11 protein-coding genes are annotated in these 16,923 nt (G+C 70.0%); 8 read left to right on the forward strand and 3 right to left on the reverse strand.

Translation table 11 applies throughout. The features are described from left to right. Positions 1-115: 115 nt before the first annotated feature. Positions 116-694, forward strand: coding sequence for a G/U mismatch-specific DNA glycosylase (gene mug / locus POL72_RS05810; RefSeq protein WP_308738109.1), 579 nt, complete (start codon positions 116-118; stop codon positions 692-694). A gap of 222 nt (positions 695-916) precedes the next feature. Here mug and POL72_RS05815 read toward each other — a convergent pair whose 3' ends face one another. Further along, positions 917-1,423, reverse strand: a complete 507-nt coding sequence (locus tag POL72_RS05815) for a hypothetical protein (protein WP_272094015.1) — start codon at positions 1,421-1,423, stop codon at positions 917-919. A 290-nt stretch (positions 1,424-1,713) separates the two neighbouring features. On the opposite strand from POL72_RS05815, the gene POL72_RS05820 reads away from it, so the two are divergent. The 4 genes from POL72_RS05820 to POL72_RS05835 all read left to right on the forward strand — a co-directional run bounded on the left by POL72_RS05820 (position 1,714) and on the right by POL72_RS05835 (position 6,350). Further along, on the forward strand, positions 1,714-4,257 hold the full coding sequence (locus tag POL72_RS05820) for a PAS domain S-box protein (RefSeq protein WP_272094016.1): 2,544 nt from the start codon (positions 1,714-1,716) through the stop codon (positions 4,255-4,257). A gap of 96 nt (positions 4,258-4,353) precedes the next feature. After that, a complete protein-coding gene (locus POL72_RS05825) occupies positions 4,354-4,926 on the forward strand; it encodes an OmpA family protein (protein WP_272094017.1) in 573 nt (190 codons plus the stop codon). A 358-nt stretch (positions 4,927-5,284) separates the two neighbouring features. Further along, a complete protein-coding gene (locus tag POL72_RS05830) occupies positions 5,285-5,791 on the forward strand; it encodes a YtxH domain-containing protein (RefSeq protein WP_272094018.1) in 507 nt (168 codons plus the stop codon). Positions 5,792-5,801: 10 nt separating this feature from the next. Further along, positions 5,802-6,350 carry a hypothetical protein gene (locus POL72_RS05835; RefSeq protein WP_272094019.1) on the forward strand — a complete coding sequence of 183 codons (549 nt, stop codon included), beginning with the start codon at positions 5,802-5,804 and terminating at the stop codon, positions 6,348-6,350. A gap of 378 nt (positions 6,351-6,728) precedes the next feature. Here the strand turns inward: POL72_RS05835 and POL72_RS05840 are convergent, their stop codons facing one another. Both POL72_RS05840 and POL72_RS05845 read right to left on the reverse strand, forming a co-directional pair. After that, entirely contained in the window at positions 6,729-7,853 is a 1,125-nt protein-coding gene (locus tag POL72_RS05840) for a CBS domain-containing protein (RefSeq protein ID WP_272094020.1), read from the reverse strand. Positions 7,854-8,286: 433 nt separating this feature from the next. Next, entirely contained in the window at positions 8,287-9,468 is a 1,182-nt protein-coding gene (locus POL72_RS05845) for a mechanosensitive ion channel family protein (protein ID WP_272094021.1), read from the reverse strand. Positions 9,469-9,875: 407 nt separating this feature from the next. Between POL72_RS05845 and POL72_RS05850 the strand changes: the two genes are divergently transcribed. The 3 genes from POL72_RS05850 to POL72_RS05860 all read left to right on the forward strand — a co-directional run bounded on the left by POL72_RS05850 (position 9,876) and on the right by POL72_RS05860 (position 16,839). Beyond that, positions 9,876-10,472 carry a hypothetical protein gene (locus tag POL72_RS05850; protein WP_272094022.1) on the forward strand — a complete coding sequence of 199 codons (597 nt, stop codon included), beginning with the start codon at positions 9,876-9,878 and terminating at the stop codon, positions 10,470-10,472. A 545-nt stretch (positions 10,473-11,017) separates the two neighbouring features. Beyond that, positions 11,018-16,045, forward strand: a complete 5,028-nt coding sequence (locus POL72_RS05855; RefSeq protein WP_272094023.1) for a HAMP domain-containing protein — start codon at positions 11,018-11,020, stop codon at positions 16,043-16,045. A gap of 272 nt (positions 16,046-16,317) precedes the next feature. Beyond that, positions 16,318-16,839: a hypothetical protein gene (locus tag POL72_RS05860; RefSeq protein WP_272094024.1), complete on the forward strand. Its 522-nt coding sequence runs from the start codon at positions 16,318-16,320 to the stop codon at positions 16,837-16,839. The last annotated feature ends 84 nt before the right edge of the window (positions 16,840-16,923 follow it).

Here is a 16,923-nt window from a genome sequence, read left to right on the forward strand (position 1 = left end):
CGATCCACGTCCTCGCCCCCGGCGGCCGCGCCCATCGTCCCCGGCTCCCGCGCTCCTTCAGGCAGCGCCCGTCGTAAGCTGCAGCCGCGGCGCCCTGCGCCCGCCCGGAAAGCCTGTGCACTCCCCTCCCCGACCTCGACGACCCACCCGCGACGAGCTCCTCGCCGCCGCCGGCAAGACGGTGCCGGACGTCATCGCCCCGGACCTCGATGTCCTCTTCTGCGGCATCAACCCGGGCCTCTACACCGCCGCCGTCGGGCACAACTTCGCCCGCCCCGGCAACCGGTTCTGGCCGGCGCTGCACGCCGGCGGGTTCACCGATCGCGTGCTCTCCCCGTTCGAGGAGCGCGAGTTGCTGAAGCTCGGCGTTGGGATCACCAACGTGATCGAGCGCGCGACCGCGTCGGCGGACGAGCTGTCCGCCGAGGAGCTCGCCGCGGGCGGGCGGCGGCTCGAGGCCACGGTGCGACGCTACCGCCCTCGCTTCCTGGCCGTGCTCGGGATCGGCGCCTACCGAGGCGCGTTCGGCAGGCCTCGCGCCGTGCCCGGCCCCCAGACAGAGACGCTCGGCGCAACGCGGCTCTGGGTGCTGCCGAACCCCAGCGGGCTCAACGCAAGCTATCAGCCGGACAGGCTCGCGGCGATGTTCCGCGCCCTCCACGAGGCGGTCACGTCGACCGGGGCCTCGCCGTGAGCGGCGAACGCGCGCCGACGCCGATCCCCTGAAAGGCAGGGTCCAGCGTACCGTCGCCGCCCCACGCGACGTGCGTCGTGCCCCGACTCGGCTCCTCCGCTTCAGGCCAGCTCAGCGGCCGCGATGGCCGACAGACAGGCGGTCTCCCGGCGCGCGCTCACGGCGTCGCTCGCCGGCGCGCCTACGCGGGCAGCGCGCTCGCGGCGTCGCTCGCCGGCGCGCCTACTCGGGCAGCGCGCTCGCCTCCTCCTGAGGCACCTTCGCGCGCGCCCTGCGGGCCTCTTCCCGGACGGCGGCGAGGCCGGGCGGCCCCTCGGACGATCGCCCGCCGCGGTTGCTCACCGCGGCGAGCCACGCGAACGGCGAGTCCGGCGCGCTCTGCGCGACGAGGAGGACGGCGCGGGACGCGTAACGCGCACAGCCGTCCTCGCACACGGGCAGGACGAGGCGGAGCCCTCCGCCGCCACCTCGGCTCACGAGGGGCGCCACGCGGAGCTCCGCCGGAGGCGGCGACAGCACGGCCATGATCGTGCGCTCCATCAGCTCGACGAACGTCGCTCCAGACATCGCAGGCGGCTCGGAGGTCGGCGTCCCCGCGCGGTCCGCCGCGTCGAGCCGGCCTGGCGGGAGCGCGAAGAGCCCCGCTCCGTCGGCCGCCGCCGCTGGCGAAGTCGGCAGCGCGCCCACGAGCGCCCCCACGAACGAAGCCAGCTTGAGTCCGAATCGCATACGTGCTCCCTCTGCGGCACGTCCAGCAGGCCCCATGCCAGCCACGCGCGGCCGCCCGCCCCGTCGCGGCGCCCCATCCAGGACGGTCCGCTCCGCTCGCCGCGCGTGACGGATCGCCACAGCGTGGCGTGCGGAGGCCCGATCCCGCGCGGCCTTGTCGCCGCGCGCTGGAGACGCCGCGGCGAGCCGGAGAGGACTGCTTCGAGCGCGTCGAGCAGGAGAATGGCCCTCGCCGGCCGAGCGCCGCTTTCGCTTGCCAGAAGGTCCGGGCGCCGTTAACCGTCTTCGTCATGCCCGACCGAAAGCCAGGGCTGAGCCCGCTTCAGGTGAAGTCCTCGGTCCCGCCGGGCGCTCCCCTCCCGTCCGCTCCTTCCGAGCCCGTGGCGAGCATTCTGCTCGTCGACGATCACCGCGCCAACCTCCTCGCCCTCGAGGCCGTGCTCGATCCGCTGCGCCAGCGGCTCGTCACCGCGCAATCCGGCGAGGAGGCGCTCGAGCACCTCAACCGCGAGGAGTTCGCGTTGATCCTCATGGACGTGAAGATGCGCGGTATCGACGGCTTCGAGACGGCCGCCCGCGTGAGGGGGCTCGATCGGGCGAGGCACACGCCGATTATCTTCATCTCGGGGCTGCCGGAGGACGAGGACCGACGGTATCGCGGCTATCGCGAGGGCGCGGTCGATTATGTCGTCAAGCCGTTCAATCCCGACATCCTCCGCGCCAAGGTGGCGGTCTTCGTCGAGCTGCACCGGAGGGCCGAGCAGATCAAGCGGCAGGAGGCCGCGCTCCGCCAGCTGGAGCGCCAGGCGAGCGACGAGGTGTTCCGGCGCATCATGGACACCAGCATGATGGGCCTGCTCTTCAGCGACTACGAGGGGCGCGTCATCGAGGCGAACGACTGCTTCCTGTCGATGATCGGCTACACCCGCGAGGACCTCAAGGCGGGGCTGCTCAGCTGGCAGGAGCTCTCCCCGCCGGAGTACGAGCACGTCCACCACGACGCGGTCAACGAGCTGAGCCTCCACGGCGTCACGAAGCAGTTCGAGAAGGAGTACATCCGCAAGGACGGCAAGCGCGTCGCGGTCCTCGTCGGGTCCGCCCGCATCGAGACGCAGCGGCGCAACCTCACCTACGTGCTCGACATCAGCGAGCGCAAGCGCGCCGAGGCCAACGTCAGCCTCCTCGCCGGCGCGGGCGAGATCCTCTCGTCCTCGCTCGACTTCCGCGAGACGCTCGGGCAGCTCGCCCGGCTCGTCGTCCCGCTCCTCGCCGACTGGTGCGCCGTGGACATCCAGGGCCAGGACGGCGCGATCCAGCGCGTCGCCGTCCAGCACACCGACCCTCAGAAGGTGGAGCTCGTCCGCCAGATCGAGCAGATCTATCCTGTCGATCCCGCGGCGAGCCGCGGTGTGCCGAAGGTGCTCCGGACCGGCGAGGCCGAGTGGGCCTCCGAGATCCCGGACTTCCTGCTCGTCGAGAACGCGCGGGACGAGGAGCACCTCCGGATGGCGCGCGAGCTCGGCCTCCGGTCGTACCTGGTGGTGCCGCTGGCGGCGCGCGGCCGCGTCCTCGGCGCGATCACGCTCGCGCACGCCGAGTCGGGCCGGAATTACACCAAGGCCGACGTGCAGTTCGCCGAGGAGCTCGCCCGGCGCGCCGCCCTCAGCGTCGACAACGCCCTCCTCTTCGAGCGCGAGGTCACCGTGCGCAAGGAGGTCGAGACGCTCGCGGAGGAGCTGAAGCACAGCGAGGCGCAGTTCCGGCTGCTCGCCGAGACCATGCCGCAGCTCGTGTGGACGAACCGCCCGGACGGCCACCACGAGTACTTCAACCGGCGCTGGTACGACTACACGGGGCTCACCGCGGAGGACACCGGCGGCGAGGGCTGGAGCCGGATGATCCACCCCGAGGAGCACGAGCGGGCGATCGAGGCCTTCCGGGAGGCGCTCCGCACGGGCGAGCCGTACGAGAGCCAGTGCCGGCTCCGGCGCGCGGACGGCGTGTACCGCTGGTTCATCGGCCGGGCGGTCGCCGCGCGCGACGGGTCGGGCCGCATCGTCCGCTGGTTCGGCACGTACACGGACATCGACGATCAGAAGCGCGCCGAGGAGGAGCGGCAGCGGCTCGTCCAGGCGCTGGAGCGCAGCAACAAGGAGCTCGATCAGTTCGCGTACGTCACGAGCCACGACCTCAAGGCGCCGCTCAGGGGCATCGCCAACCTCTCGCAGTGGATCGAGGAGGACCTCAACGACAAGATGACGGCGGAGAGCCGCAAGCAGCTCGATCTGCTGCGCGGACGCGTCCACCGGCTCGAGAACCTCATCGACGGGATCCTGAGCTACTCGCGGGCGGGCCGCGCCCGCGAGAAGCCCGAGGCGATCGACGTCGGCAAGCTCCTCCGGGAGATCATCGAGCTGCTCGCGCCCCCGCCGGAGACGCGTGTCGAGATTGTCCCCGACATGCCCGTCCTCGTCACGGAGCGCGCTCCGCTCCAGCAGACGTTCCTGAACCTGATCGGCAACGCGCTGAAGCACGCCGGGGGCACCGATCCGGAGGTCCAGATCAGCGCGCGCGACGCCGGCCCGTTCTGGGAGTTCTCGGTCTCCGACAACGGGGCGGGCATCGCCCCCGAGTACCACGACCGCATCTGGGGCATCTTTCAGACGCTGAAGGCGCGCGACAAGGTCGAGGGCACCGGCATCGGCCTGTCGGTCGTGCAGAAGATCGTCCTGAGCAAGGGCGGGCGCGCCTGGGTCGAGTCCGCCGTCGGCGCCGGCGCCACCTTCCGGTTCACCTGGCCCAAGATCGAGGCCAGAGAGCCTTCATCCCCCTGATGACCCCGCCTCGAGCGCTGGACAGGCACGGAGCTTGAACAACCTCCTCGGAACACAAGGCGGCTCATCACGGCCGACCTCGAAAGGAGGGTTCTCATGCTGTCGATGTCCAACCTGCCCAGGCTCTGCCTTGGCGCGCTTGCGCTCTCGCTGTTCACCGCGTGCGCCGCGGCCCCACCCCCGGAGCAGGCTCACCCCGAGCCGAGGTTGCCCAACCCCGGCCCGGATGGAGTCTACAAGGTCGAATGGCCCGATCTCAGGGAGGGCGAGGATCGGTTCATCGGCCTCACCCTCGGGGCCGACATCGCCGACGTCTGCCGCCTGCCCAAGACGAGCTTCGCCTTCGACTCCGCCGAGCCGCTGCCGCAGGAGCACGTGGAGCTCCGGGCGCTCGTCGACTGCCTGCTCTCCTCGGGCCTCCAGGGCGCGAGGATAGAGCTCGTCGGCCGCGCCGATCCGCGCGGCACCCAGGCGTACAACCAGGATCTCTCGCTCCGCCGCGCCGCGCGGGTGAAGGAGATCCTCGTGAAGGAGGGCATCCCTGCGGATCGCATCACGACGCGCGCGACGGGCGACGCCCAGGCCGTCGGAGCTCAACCGATGTACTCCTATGGCTATGATCGCAGGGTCGACGTCGCGCTGATCGGCGTCGCCCACGCCCCCCGGTGACGCGCGCGCTCGCCCGCTCGGCGGACGCGGCTCGAAGCCCCTGCCGCAGCGGCGCAGCCGCTGGATCTCCCGCTCTCCGCGGGCCTGCTCTCCCCTCTCCTCCCCTCATCCCATTTCTTCCGTTGGCGACGGCGCCGCGCGCCACGGCCCTTGGTTCACGGGCGCTCGTCTCATGGCATGCGTTGCGCCCGAGGCGCGTCACGACAGCTGTGGCGTTTCGTCACGCTCGCGCCACGGCGAGGATGCGCGGCCTCGGAGATAGGCGCTCTGGACGCGAGCTCTCGGTTGGTCCGGGCCCTGCAATGGTTTCCTGACACGAACCGGCGGATGTCGTGTCCGTCACGAGGAGACAAGAGCCATGACGAACCGAATGAGCAACGCGGTGGGGACTGCGAAGGGTGTGGTCGAGTCGGCGGCTTCCGGCGCGGGCGTCGCCGCGACGACGGCCAGGACGACGGCGTTCGACGTCGCGAAGGCGATCGCCGGCGTCGCCGCCACGGTCGGGGCGCTCGGCTTCGACGACGTGCTCGGCTGGGTCGGGCTCGCGCGCAAGCGGAGCCCGCTCACGGCACTCGGCCTCTTCGGCGCCGGCCTCGCGGTGGGCGCGGGCGTGGCCCTGATGCTCTCGCCGACGTCGGGCGAGGCGCTGCGCCGCGAGCTCCTGACCCGCCTCGACGGCCTGAAGCGCCAGGCGACCCGCGGGGTCGAGCAGGCCGAGCGCAAGGTCCAGGACAAGGTCGGCAATGCGGTCGACGCGGTGAAGGGCGCGGTCACGCCGTCCGAGACGAGCTCTGCGAACTCGCATTACGGCATCGAGGGAGCTGGGCTGTCCCACGGCGGCGAGAGCGGCCATCACCTGAGCTGAGGCGCTTGCCGTGTGGCTCGAAGCCATCATCACGCGGGAGGATCTCGCCCAGCTCCTGGGCGAGTTCCTCCCTGTGAAGATCCACCTGGACGACGATGAGACGACCGATCGCTGGCTGTACCTGGGCAAGGCGACCCAGATTGCCCTGGCCGATGACCTGGGCTTACGGGTCACCTGCCCTGCGGAGCTCCAGTGGTCCATCGCGGGCGTCAACCCCACCATCCGGCTCGACGAGCTCAGGGTGCTGATTTGCCCCGAGATCATCGAGAGGAACAAGGGGAACGTCCTTGCGTTCAACGTAGAGCTCGAGGAGGCGGACATCCGCGGCATCCCTTCGATCCTCGATCACACCGTCATGAAGGCGGTCAACGCGGCGCTCGCGAACAAGCGGCCTGAGTGGAACTTCACGAAGACGCTCACGCACACCGTAGGTCTCCCCTCCAACCTCGATCCCATCGAGGGGCTGCACATCGGGGTCGCCTGGGGCAAGCGCCGCATCAGTCAGGACGCGCTCGTGCTCGTGGTCTCCTTCAAGCTCAATTTCGTTCGAGGCGATTGAGCTCTTGAGCTCCGCCTCTCGATTCCCGACGAGCGCCCCGCCCCCCTCTCGGGTTGGCGGGGCGCGTTGCTCGAGCGTCCTTGTGTCCGGAAACACGCTCGCCCCTTACCTCCCGAGCCCGGAGGGGGCCGGGCATCCCGCCGAGCCCCCCACCATCGGTCGCCAACGTGAACGTTTACGTGGTCGTGAACGTTTGCGTGGTCGTGGTCGTGAACGTTTACGTGGTCGTGAACGTGGTCGTGGTCGTGGTCGTGGTCGTCAACGATAGGCCGTGAACGACCACGACCACGACCACGACCACGTAAACGACCACGACCACGTTCACGACGACGTAAACGTTCGGATGTAGGAGGACGCGGCGCGAGGCTTGGTTAACGCTTATGCCGAGCCGACCTGAGGAGCCAGGTGAATCCTCCCGAGCCGCCCCCCCCGCCCGCGCGTGAGCGCGCCCGCGATGTCCGAGTGCTTCACGAGCCCGAGGTAGCTCTCTCCGTCGAAGACGGCGACCACCGGCGTGTTCTTCTCGATCATCTGCCGCCCCACCTCGTTGAGCGGCACGTCCGCCGCCACCCGGGGCAGGTCGCAGCGCATGATCCACGCGATGAACGACCCTTCCTGGCCGGCGGCCAGCGCGCGCATGACATCCGTGCGCGTCACGATCCCGATCACGCGGTCCTCGTAGACGACCGGGAAGTCCGGCTCCTGGCTCGCGAGGATCCGCCGCGCGGCGTCGCCCACGAGCTCGCCAGGCCACAGCTGAACCGCCCTGCCCTCGCTCGGATGTTCTTCGGGCGGCGCCGCGGGCGCCATCACCGCCTGCGCCGCGCTCCACTCCCGCCGCGCCTCCACGAAGAGGAGCGCCGACACCGCGGCCACGATGAGCTGACCGCCGAACAGGCCCATGAAGAACAGCACCGCCGCTGCCGCTTGCCCGAGCGCCGCCGTCATCGACGTCGCGAGCCAGGCGCCGGTGAGCGGCGAGAGCGCCTCGCGCAGCGCGCGCCCCCCCTCGAGCGGCAGCGCCGGCAGCAGGCCGAGCAGCGCAATCCCCAGGTTCGCGCTGGCCACCCACACGATCGCGGCCTCGCGCGACGGAGCTTCGGCGGCCTGAAGAGCCGAGATCCACCCGAGCTCGCCCACCCCGCGCTGGGCCTCGACGGCCAGCGCGAAGAGCGCCGCGAGGGCCACGTTCGCCGCGAGGCCGAGCGCGCGGCCCTGCGCCCGCCCCCCAGAAGGACGCGACCGGAGGGCGATCGGGCCGAGCGGCGAGAGCTGGACCTCCCGCAGCCTCAGCCCGAGCAGCCTCGCCACGATCCCATGCACGAGCGCTTGCAGCGCCGCGCACCCGAGCAGCGCCGAGCCCAGCGCGCAGCCGAGGAGCGCGCCGCTCCACCCGTGCCGCGCCCCCCACTGGAGCGCCCCGATCGGGAGCAGCAGGCCGAACGCCGCGTGCGCAAACACATCAACACCGCCGAGCCGCGTGATCCTGATGACCGACTTCATGGTGTCTTGCTCCTGGGGTTCCCGCGCAGGCACCTGCACATGGCGGGAGGCGCAGTTCCGACGTGCCACTGCCTCCTCCCCCGGGGCGTGGCGAACACCTCGTCGCGCGATCGACGGCTCGGCTGACGGGCACTTGTCCCAGATCTTTCTGATTTTACTGCAAATCACATGCCGGTTTCCTGCGCCTCGCTTGCAAGGGAGCGGCGCGCGGAGCCACTCCTGGCGGTCAGAGCGGGCGCGACTGGCCTGAAGGGCTATTCCGCGGCGTTGGTGGTCATCATCGCGTCGTCATCGCGCCCACCGAGGCGGAGCGCCTGCGGCAGAGCCTGGACGGGCCTGCGGCGCACCCGAGGGCGCAGCAGATGCACCGGGCTCATCGCACCTCGCCTGAACGCCGCGGTGTGGCGTTCCGCGACATGGTGGGCGCATACCGTCACGGCGCCGCATCGGGCAGCCTGTCGCCCGCTCCAGCCCGACGTGTGCGGCCCGAGGCCGGAGCACGACCCTCCGCCGCTTCCATGACAGAGGAGGTCCGGGTCAAACGCTCCTGCGGCAGGTACGCACCACTCTCGAGCTCCTGGACCCAGCGGAGCATCTCCTCGCGAAGCCAGCACCGCAGATCGAACAGCTGCCCAGGATCGCGCGCCGAGACGAGCAAACGCACCTCGATCGTGCGCTCTGTCACATTCGTGACTTGAACCGCCTTCACGCGCTTGTCCCAGAGCTCGCTGCTCGGGAGGATCGACTCGAAGTGCCGCCGCAGGGCGTCCACCGGGGTCCGGTAATCCACGTAGAGCTCGACGGTGCCCAGCTTCTCCGACCCGTGCTTCGTCCAGTTCTGAAACGACTGGTCCAGGAGCCTCGCCGTCGGGACGATGAGCCGCCGCTCGTCCCAGATCTTCACGACCACGTGGGTCAGCCGGATCTCCTCGATCGTCCCGAACTCGCCGTCCACCACGACCTTGTCGCCGAGGTCGATGGGGCGGGTGAACAGGATGTGGAGGCCCGACAGGATCGCGCCGACCGGCTTCTGCGCCGCGAGGCCGAGCACGACGCCGGCGATGCCGGCCGACGCCAGCAGCGAGACGCCGACGTTCCTCACCGCCTCGAAGTTCATGAGCACGAGCGCGCCCGCCACGATCACGATGAGCACCCGCGCGACCCGCTCGAGCACGCGAGCCTGGGTGCGCAGCCCGCGGGACGACTCGCTCCCTTCCTTGAGATGACGCACGGCGCGCGCGTCCAGCACCTCCGTAAGGATCCCCACGATGCGCATCAGGAGCCACGCCACCCCGCCGATGAACAGCGCCGAGAGGAGCGACCGCAGATCGGTCACGAGGCCCTGGCCGATCCGCGTGAGCTTGGCGAGGCCGGCTGTCAGGACGACCCCGAGACAAAGGGTCACGGGGCCGATTGCCGCGTCGAGTGTCTTTTCGTCCCACGGCGTCGCGGTCCGTCGCGCGACGACCGAACCGCCGCGTCGGAAGACGCCCGCGGCGATCCGAGCGAGCCCGAAGCCGACCGGAACGCTCGCCGCGACGATCACCCACGGCCACACTCCATCACCCGGGATCCCCAGCCGGGCGCCGAGCGATTCAAAGTTCGAGTTCTGCATGCGTCCACTCCTTCACCAGCGCACCAGCGCCGCGCGCGCCTCCGTGATCTGGAGCCCCGGGGACACGGGCCTCCCCGCCGCGCTCTGGAGAGCGGCGGGGAGGGCTGTGACCGAGCGAGGCGCGGCGGGCTCATCCATCGTGTGTGCGGCGTCCCCACGGCACAGGGCGTGCCGCCGGACCCTCCCCCGCGTGTCCAGCCGGATCTCCGTCGCTCGCCGAGCAGAGCTCGCGAGGACGGATGGAGGCGCGCGCGCCCCGCTGCGGCGATCCGCACCAGCGCCGCTCGACCCCGCTCGGTGCGTGCGACCGACCCGAGCGGCGCGGCATGCTGTGTGCACGCTGGATCTGCAGCGGAGCCGACGGGGCGTCGAGATCGGCTGAAGAAACGCGGCAAAAGGACTCGTTTATGTCAGAGCGCAGAAGCCAGGTCGATGATTTCACTCGGCTCACCGAGGAGGATTTCACGCGGCTCACCGAGGAGACGGAGCGGCTCGCGAAGCACGTCGAGGACCTCCGGCACCGGATCGCCGCGACGACCGCGAAGCGCCGCGCGTCCTCCGGTACGCTCCCTGCGCAGAGCGCCGCCCCGTTCACGCCGCCGCACGGGTCCCCCTTGGAGCGGACGCACAACGCGACCCCGGAGCGGCCGTGCGACGCCGCCGCGGAGCGGCCTTATGACGCCGCCCAAGAGCGGCCGTATGACGGGCTGCCGGAGCGGTCGTATGAGGCCGCCCAGGAGCGGACGCACGACGCGGCATCGGAGCGGCCGCCCCGCGGAGCGACGGAGAGGCCGCCCCCCCGTCACTCTCCCTTTCCCGAGCGCACCTCGTGCCTCGCGAACGTGTCGCGGTGGCTGCCGCCGCTCAGGACCGGGAGAGACGCCATGGAATCGGGCGTCCATGAGAGGGTGGGAGAGGCAGGGCGTTACAGCATCATCACGCCGCGCAACAAGCCGAGCGATCTCCCGACGAGGCGCCGCTCGCCCAAGTCCGACGTGGCCTGAGGCGCCGACTCGGAGGGTAGCCGCGCCGGCGCGGGGGGCCCTTGCCCCGGTGTGCCGCCGCGGCTTCACGCGCGCGCTCGGCCCGATAGAACGCGGCGAACACGCGCGCCTTGCGTGCCGCACGCGTGGCCTGCACACGCACGCCCTGCGCTGCGCGTGGCGCGAAGCTTGCGCGGCTGAGCGCCTGCGGTGTAATACGAACACATGCTGCTGCGGTGGGAGCAGAAGCGCATGGCCGACGTGCCATGAAGCCTGAACCCGAGGGGATCCCGACGGCCCGCTCGTGGTCGGGCAGCGAGGGCCCCGTTCCTCGGCGGCGGGAAGCGTCGCGCGGCGCCCGAGCGCAGCGTCCATCGATGAGACCGCCGTCCAGGCGAGAGGGCCTGTCCTCCTGTGGTCCCCTCGCGCGGCGCCCTGGGATCACGCCGGGGCGCCTGGTTCGACGGCCTCCAGCGCTCCGGAGCCCCTCCGCGCCCGGGACGCGCGCTCATTTCCCTTTTTGACCGATCGGTCCTGTCCGCAGGCGGGACCAGGAGAACAGCGGCATGGAGCAGCGAAGCGACCTCGACAAGGCGGCCCGCAAGGCGAGAGCCGGCAATGGCAAGAGCAAGAAGGCCGCGTCCGGGGACGGGCTGGACGGCGCCGCGCGCGCGGCGAAGGCCCGCCCGGCCGAGCGCCTCCGCGCCGCCGCGCCGCTCGAGAGCGACAGGCTCGATCGGCGGACGCTGCTGATGGCGCTGACCGGCCTGAAGAAGGGCGATTTCTCGGTGCGGCTGCCCGTCCACTGGCTCGGGCTCGACGGGAAGATCGCCGACACGTTCAACGATGTCGTCGAGCGAAACGAGAAGCTCGCCAAGGAGCTCGACCGCCTGAGCCGCGCGGTGGGCAAGGAGGGCAAGCTCTCGCAGCGCGCCTTCATCGGCGAGGTGAGCGGCGCATGGGCCGACGAGATCGAGTGCATCAACGCGCTGATCGGCGATCTCGTCCACCCCACCGCCGAGACGGCGCGCGTCATCGGCGCCGTGGCCAAGGGCGATCTCTCGCAGACGATGGCCCTCGAGGTGGACGGCAGGCCGCTCGACGGCGAGTTCCTGCGGACCGCCAAGACGGTCAACACGATGGTCGAGCAGCTCGGCTCCTTCGCCTCCGAGGTCATCCGCGTCGCCCGCGAGGTCGGCACCGAGGGCAAGCTCGGCGGGCAGGCCGACGTCCGCGGCGTCGCCGGCAGCTGGAAGGACCTCACCGACTCCGTCAACTCGATGGCCGGCAACCTCACCTCCCAGGTGCGCAACATCGCCGCCGTCACCACCGCCGTCGCCACGGGCGATCTCTCGAAGAAGATCACCGTCGACGTGAAGGGCGAGATCCTGGAGCTCAAGGACACCATCAACACGATGGTCGATCAGCTCCGCTCCTTCGCCTCCGAGGTCACCCGCGTCGCCCGAGAGGTCGGCACCGAGGGCAAGCTCGGCGGGCAGGCCGACGTCCGCGGCGTCGCCGGCACCTGGAAGGACCTCACCGACTCCGTCAACTCGATGGCCGGCAACCTCACCTCCCAGGTGCGCAACATCGCCGCCGTCACCACCGCCGTCGCCAACGGCGATCTCTCGAAGAAGATCACCGTCGATGTAAAGGGCGAGATCCTCGAGCTCAAGAACACCATCAACACGATGGTCGACCAGCTCAACTCCTTCGCCTCCGAGGTCACCCGCGTCGCCCGCGAGGTCGGCACCGAGGGCAAGCTCGGCGGGCAGGCCGACGTCCGCGGCGTCGCCGGCACCTGGAAGGACCTCACCGACTCCGTCAACTCGATGGCGTCGAACCTCACGGCCCAGGTCCGCAACATCGCGACCGTCACCACCGCCGTCGCCAAGGGCGATCTCTCGAAGAAGATCACCGTCGACGTGAAGGGCGAGATCCTCGAGCTCAAGAACACCATCAACACGATGGTCGACCAGCTCAACTCCTTCGCCTCCGAGGTCACCCGCGTCGCCCGCGAGGTCGGCACCGAGGGCAAGCTCGGCGGGCAGGCCGACGTCCGCGGCGTCGCCGGCACCTGGAAGGACCTCACCGACTCCGTTAACTCGATGGCCGGCAACCTCACCTCCCAGGTGCGCAACATCGCCGCCGTCACCACCGCCGTCGCCAACGGCGATCTCTCCGAGAAGATCACCGTCGACGTGAAGGGCGAGATCCTGGAGCTCAAGAACACCATCAACACGATGGTCGATCAGCTCCGCTCCTTCGCCTCCGAGGTCACCCGCGTCGCCCGAGAGGTCGGCACCGAGGGCAAGCTCGGCGGGCAGGCCGACGTCCGCGGCGTCGCCGGCACCTGGAAGGATCTCACCGACAACGTGAACTCGATGGCCGGCAACCTGACGAACCAGGTGCGCGGCATCGCCAAGGTCGTGACCGCGGTCGCCAACGGCGATCTCAAGCGCAAGCTGGTCGTCGACGCCAAGGGGGAGATCGCCGCGCTCGCGGACACGATCAACGGCATGATCGAGACGCTCGCGACGTTCGCGGATCAGGTGACGACGGTGGCGCGCGAGGTCGGCGTCGAGGGCAAGCTCGGCGGGCAGGCGAGCGTGCCCGGCGCGGCCGGCACGTGGAAGGACCTCACCGACAACGTGAACCAGCTCGCGGCCAACCTCACCACGCAGGTGCGCGCGATCGCCGAGGTCGCCACCGCCGTGACCAAGGGCGATCTCACCCGGTCCATCAAGGTCGAGGCGCAGGGGGAGGTCGCCGCGCTGAAGGACAACATCAATGAAATGATCCGGAACCTCAAGGACACGACGCTGAAGAACAGCGAGACGGACTGGCTCAAGAGCAACCTCGCCAAGTTCTCGCGCATGCTCCAGGGGCAGAAGGATCTGCTCACCGTCGGCCGGAGGATCCTGTCCGAGCTCGCCACCGTCGTCACGGCGCAGCAGGGCGTCTTTTACATCATGGATGCCGCCCGCGAGGAGCCCGTCCTGAAGCTGCTCGCGAGCTACGCGTTCAAGGAGCGCAAGCACGTCGACAACCAGTTCAAGCTGGGCGAGGGGCTCGTCGGGCAGTGCGCGCTCGAGAAGGAGAAGATCCTCCTCGTCAACGCGCCCCCCGATTACATCACGATCACGAGCGGCCTCGGCGACGCGCCCCCGGTCAACATCATCGTGATGCCCGTGCTCTTCGAGGGGCAGGTGAAGGCCGTCATCGAGCTCGCGTCGCTCGAGCGCTTCAGCCCCACCCACCAGGCGTTCCTCGACCAGCTCACCGAGTCGATCGGCATCGTGCTCAACACGATCGAGGCCAACATGCGCACCGAGGACCTGCTCAAGCAGTCCCAGTCGCTGGCCCGCGAGCTCCAGAGCCAGCAGGAGGAGCTCCAGGAGACCAACGCCGCGCTCGGCGAGAAGGCGCGGCTCCTGGCGGAGCAGAACGTGGAGGTCGAGCGGAAGAACCACGAGGTCGAGCAGGCCCGCCAGGCCCTCGAGGAGAAGGCGCGTCAGCTCGCCCTCACGTCCAAGTACAAGTCGGAGTTCATGGCCAACATGTCCCATGAGCTCAGGACCCCGCTGAACAGCCTCCTCATCCTGTCGGACCAGCTCTCCAGGAACAACGACCAGAACCTCACCGCGAGGCAGGTCGAGTACGCGAAGACGATCCACGCTTCAGGCACCGATCTCCTGGGGCTCATCAACGACATCCTGGATCTCACGAAGATCGAGTCGGGCACCGTCGTCGTCGACGTCGGGGAGATCAGCTTCACGGACCTCTCGGACTACGTGCGCCGCACGTTCCGGCACGTCGCCGAGGCCAAGAAGCTCGATTTCGAGCTCTCCTTCTCGTCGACGCTGCCGACGTCGATGTCCACCGACGCGAAGCGGCTGCAGCAGGTGATCAAGAACCTGCTCTCCAACGCCTTCAAGTTCACCGAGCGCGGCAAGGTGGTCCTGGAGGTGACAGTGGCCCGCAGCGGCTGGAGCCGTGAGAACGATGTGCTCAACCGGTCCGACGCTGTGATCGCCCTCTCCGTCCACGACACAGGGATCGGGATCGCGCCGGACAAACAGCAGATCGTCTTCGAGGCGTTCCAGCAGGCGGACGGCAGCACGAGCCGCAAGTACGGCGGCACCGGGCTCGGGCTCGCGATCAGCCGGGAGATCGCGGGGATGCTGGGCGGCGAGCTCACCCTGGTCAGCGCGCCGGGGCGCGGCAGCACGTTCACGCTCTACCTGCCGCGCACCTTCCGGCCCGTGCGGGCGGCGCGGCGGCAGCCGACACACGTCCTCGACGCGCCGCCGTCCGTCGATGATGCCGTCCACAGCAGCCGGCCGTCGGATCGCACGTCCGCGAGCGCGGACGTCCAGATCATCGACGACAGCGAGAGCGTCCGCCCTGGCGACCGCGCGATCCTGATCGTCGAGAACGACACGGTGTTCGCCCGCTTCCTCGTGGATGTCGCGCGGGAGCACGGCTTCAAGGCGGTCGTCGCGCTCCGCAGCGCGACCGCGCTCTCGCTGGTGCGAGAGCTCGAGCCCGCGGCGATCACGCTGGACATCAACATGCCCGACGTCGATGGGTGGCGCGTGCTCGACGGCCTGAAGCGCGACCTCTCGGCGCGGCACATCCCGGTCCAGGTGATCACGACAGAGACGGAGGAGGAGCGGAGCCGCGCGCGGCGGATGGGCGCGGTGGGCCTGCTCAACAAGCCGCTCAGCAGCAGGACGGCGCTCGACGAGGCGTTCGCGCGGCTCGCCGGGCTGATCGCCTCGCCGCGGCGCCGGCTGCTCGTCGCGGCCCCGGACGAGGCCTCCTTCGCCCGGCTGACCGAGCTGCTCGGGGACGAGGAGGTCACGGTCGCCGGCGCGACGACGGCCCAGGAGGCGCTCGACGCGCTCGATCGCGAGGCGTTCGACGCGATCGTGATCGATCTGCACCTTCCGGACATGTCCGGCCTCGAGCTCATCGAGCGCCTCGATCGCGCGGGGCGCTTCGCCGATCTCACGGCCATCGTGTACGCGCCGGCGGGCGTCGTCGGGGACGACGAGGCGCGCCTCTCCCGGCTGGCGCAGACGCTGCCCGTGAAGCCTGTCCAGTCGAGAGAGCGCCTGCTCGACGAGCTTACGCTCGCGCTGCACCGCCGGCTCTCGGACCTGCCGGAGCAGACGCGGCTCATCGTGGAGCAGCTCCACGAATCGGCAACCACGCTCTCCGGCAAATGTGCGCTGATCGTCGACGACGATTTCCGCAACATCTACGCGCTGAAGACCGTCCTCGAGAGCTACGGGATGACCACCCTCACCGCCGACACGGGGAGGGCCGCCATCGAGCGCCTGGGGAGCACGAGCGGGATCGACGTCGTGCTCATGGACATCATGATGCCGGAGATGGACGGATACGACACGATCCGCGCGATCCGCAAACAGCCGGCATTCCAGACGCTACCGATCATCGCCGTCACGGCGAGGGCGATGAAAGGCGACCGGGAGAAGTGCCTGGAGGCGGGCGCGACCGACTACACCTCGAAGCCGGTCGACACGGAGCAGCTGCTGGCGCAGCTCCGCATCTGGCTGCATCGCTGAGCTCGCTTCACCTCGCGTCACCGCCGCTCCCACACAACGCCCCGAGATCACTCCCGAGCACGTCCGTCGGTTTCGTCTGCGCTGCAACGACGCCTCAGTGTGGCGCACCTGCGCAAGATCTTGCGCGGCACACGGGCCGTCGACAGCGCAAAATACCGAGCATTTTCCGCATTTTCTTTTGGCATACCGCCTGCTGTAGCAACGCAGCGATGTGGGATTCCAGAATACAGGCAAGGCGCGCGAGAGGACGTTCGTCGGGAAAGGAGCTGTAGGTGAGGGCAAAGCTGGTGACCGGTCTCGTCAGGACCTGGTCGGACGCCGAGAGGTCGGTCGAGCGCGTGATGAGCTGCGGATACACGCGTGACGCCATCAGCCTTGTCATGAGCGATGGGGAACGCGACCAACGCGCCGTGGGCGGAAACGCCGGCGCGGCGGCGGACGTCGGCGGGGCGGCGGGATCGGCCTCGGCCGCGCTCGCGGTGCTCGGCACGAGTGTGGCGTTCCCTGACCTGGGGCTCGTGGCGGCGGGGCCCATCGAGGCTGCGCTCGCCGGCGCCGGCGCCGGCGCGGGCGGCGCGGCCGGCGGGCTCGTCGATGCGCTCGTCGACGCCGGCATCCCCGAGCACCGGGCGAGCATCTACGACAGCGGCCTGCGACAAGGCGCGATCCTCGTGGGCGTAATGGCTTCCTCCGAGCGAGATGTAGAGATCTTGGAATTGATCCTCGAGTATGCCGGCGCCGAGGACGTCCGGAGCGAGAGCTCGCAGCGGCGTCCTTACGACAGCTTCATCTGAGCGCTCGCTGGAAAGCGAAAGGCACGTGGCAACTTGCCTCGCTGAGGCGCGCTGCCGCTGACGCGCCCGTGCAGGGGTTCAGGA

Origin of the sequence: Sorangium aterium (genome assembly GCF_028368935.1) — a bacterium.
GTDB lineage: Bacteria > Myxococcota_A > Polyangia > Polyangiales > Polyangiaceae > Sorangium > Sorangium atrum.

What these genes read in the sequence shown, in the direction of transcription:
- POL72_RS05815 (WP_272094015.1), bottom strand. Translation starts at nt 1,423, where the DNA reads ATGCGATTCGGACTCAAGCTGGCTTCGTTCGTGGGGGCGCTCGTGGGC.
- POL72_RS05820 (WP_272094016.1), top strand. Translation starts at nt 1,714, where the DNA reads ATGCCCGACCGAAAGCCAGGGCTGAGCCCGCTTCAGGTGAAGTCCTCG.
- POL72_RS05825 (WP_272094017.1), top strand. Translation starts at nt 4,354, where the DNA reads ATGCTGTCGATGTCCAACCTGCCCAGGCTCTGCCTTGGCGCGCTTGCG.
- POL72_RS05830 (WP_272094018.1), top strand. Translation starts at nt 5,285, where the DNA reads ATGACGAACCGAATGAGCAACGCGGTGGGGACTGCGAAGGGTGTGGTC.
- POL72_RS05840 (WP_272094020.1), bottom strand. Translation starts at nt 7,853, where the DNA reads ATGAAGTCGGTCATCAGGATCACGCGGCTCGGCGGTGTTGATGTGTTT.
- POL72_RS05845 (WP_272094021.1), bottom strand. Translation starts at nt 9,468, where the DNA reads ATGCAGAACTCGAACTTTGAATCGCTCGGCGCCCGGCTGGGGATCCCG.
- POL72_RS05850 (WP_272094022.1), top strand. Translation starts at nt 9,876, where the DNA reads ATGTCAGAGCGCAGAAGCCAGGTCGATGATTTCACTCGGCTCACCGAG.
- POL72_RS05855 (WP_272094023.1), top strand. Translation starts at nt 11,018, where the DNA reads ATGGAGCAGCGAAGCGACCTCGACAAGGCGGCCCGCAAGGCGAGAGCC.